This window comes from Fulvivirga kasyanovii (genome assembly GCF_009711405.1).
GTDB classification, from domain to species: domain Bacteria; phylum Bacteroidota; class Bacteroidia; order Cytophagales; family Cyclobacteriaceae; genus Fulvivirga; species Fulvivirga kasyanovii.
Map to the genome: position 1 here is coordinate 1 of NZ_SMLW01000213.1, position 2,311 is coordinate 2,311.

At 40.1% G+C, this 2,311-nt stretch carries 2 protein-coding genes; one reads left to right on the forward strand and one right to left on the reverse strand.

Features of this window, described 5'->3' with window-relative positions; all coding sequences use genetic code 11:
* The coding region (locus tag E1163_RS30270; protein ID WP_221417889.1) for a hypothetical protein at positions 1–959 on the forward strand (959 nt) is incomplete at its 5' end.
* Between the two features lie 201 nt (positions 960–1,160).
* On the opposite strand, the gene E1163_RS00930 is transcribed toward E1163_RS30270, so the two are convergent.
* Positions 1,161–1,913 (reverse strand): hypothetical protein, encoded by a 753-nt coding sequence (locus tag E1163_RS00930; protein WP_155168650.1) that lies wholly within the window; start codon positions 1,911–1,913, stop codon positions 1,161–1,163.
* Positions 1,914–2,311 lie beyond the last annotated feature (398 nt).

Consider the following 2,311-nt stretch of genomic DNA (forward strand, 5'->3'; position numbering starts at 1 on the left):
CGCTTTTATTAATTTCTTGTACTGGCTTTTTCTCTTGCTCTGGTGATGACGGATCACCGGTTGATGGAGATCCCGTAACACTGGCTGATGCAGAACAAATAGCCATTTTTCCTGCATCGCACCCACTCAATGAGGATATTTCCGATAAGAACGTTGATGCCAATTCAACTGAAATACTCAACAACATTGGTCTTGATGTCGGCCTCTTTGCTGATTTCGGCAGTGGCACTTATGAGGGCAAGCCTATTGGCATCCCCTACTCTGTGGTTGACGAGATGCAAACAGAAGTACCCATTACCTACAGGGGCAACGACTATGATGCCAACTACGGTGATGAAAGTGATGAAGGCCCCTTCGCCATTCCGCTGGACGCCCCGGTGGAAGGCAATGGAGAAGGCGACAGCCATGTGATCAGTGTGGACGTGGACAATGGTGTGCTATACGAACTATACAACGCCAGCCGAAGCAGCAATGGTTGGGGAGCTTCTTCCGGTGCTGTATTCGACCTCAATACGGTAGCATTCCGGCCAGCAACCTGGACCTCAGCAGATGCCGCAGGATTACCTATATTTCCACTGCTGGTCAGGCACCCGGAAATTGAAGAAAATGGCGAAATAGATCATGCGATCCGTTTTACGCTGCCAAAATCAAAAATTTACGGTGGCTACGTCCATCCCGCCAGGCATAAGGTATCTGACCTTACCGGTGACGAACTGCTACCCTTCGGAGCTAAACTCAGGCTAAAAGCCGACTACGACATATCCGGCTTCTCTGAAACCAACCAGGTAATACTGCACGCCATGAAAAAGTATGGCCTTATCCTGGCAGATGTTGGATCATCCATGTTCATTTCCGGAGCACCTCATGACAACTGGAACAATGACGACCTCAGGGAACTCAGGGACGTAAAGGTCTCAGATTTCGAAGTCGTGGAGATGGGTGAGATTCAAACGTATTGATGTTTGGTTTGCTTGAAGCGAAGGCTTTTAGCTCACTGTTCACAAATACAAGATGTTCACGTAACGTGAACATCTTGTATTTGTGAACAACACTACGAATATTGCCTTCATATTAATGCATTTTTGTAAAATTTAAGATGCACTTCTCCCTGGAAGGTAATCAATAAAGGACTTCTGGCCATACCTTGCTGCCTATATGATTTAGAATTTTCTTTCTAAGTACAAACTCCGTTTACCGCCTCTCCATATATAATAATTAATACCTTCTAATGATGTCTCTTCTTCTATAACATTGTCGGGAGTGTTCTCACCGAAAATTAAAGGGCTTTCTTTGTTATAAATACAAAACCCCTCATCAGATACAAATAGGTACTCCCCTATCTTATCCGGTAGTTCCTGATAGAATATTGTCTTCTTTAATACTTTATAAGAAACAGAGCTACCATACTTTTTTATTTCCGTTAACTCCTCACTAATCTTCTTATTCTGACTATAGTATGTAACCAAGTGAATATCTGTAGAGTCAGAATATCGTATTGTCTTTTGTAAAATACCCCCTAAATTATAATACTTCCATAGACCGACTTCTCTTTGGTTGATGTATTGTCCTTCGAATTGTTTGGTTTTTACATACCCATCTGTATGATAAGCTTTGAATTGATCAATACTAAAATCAAAAGGTGCTTCCCGTTCTCTTTTAGGAGTAGAATAATATTTAATAAGAGTGGCAGCAGACATTCCATATTGGTAGAAATTATGTTCAGATTCCCCTGGAATTATTTTTAATAGTTTTAAATCAATTTCATTTCGAGATAAAGATTTGGAATAAAATAAACCAATGATACTTTTTAAATTGGTTGTATCCAGCACATATGCCTGTTCAAATTTATCCGCGGACTTTTTAAATTCTTCATTGAAGAAATACTCCCATCCTTTTTCTATATTTTCATCCAATCCATTTTGCGAGTTGGATTGACAAAAAGAAAATAAACACGTGAAAATTATGACATTGAATAACCTCATTCTACTTGCAATTTCTCGTACTGGTTTCTTCCGCTGGTACAGGCTTGCTCGTACCCGGTAGCTATTGGAATACTCCTTCTCAAACAATGCTTACTAGTGATCTACCAGCGTCTACTTTATTCTTCGTTTCAGCATGTAAGTTAAGACTATAAATAAAGTTGCCAAAAAAGCCAGGTCAAATGCAATTATAAAATGGTGTTCTCTAACTGAGGAACTCCGTAAAAAATGTTCATGAATCACAAATGGAAGAAAGTTAAAGAAACTAGGAGGTGTTAGGATGAAATAACCGATAACAACAGTAGGTAGTATAAAGAATTTTGTGTAAACGC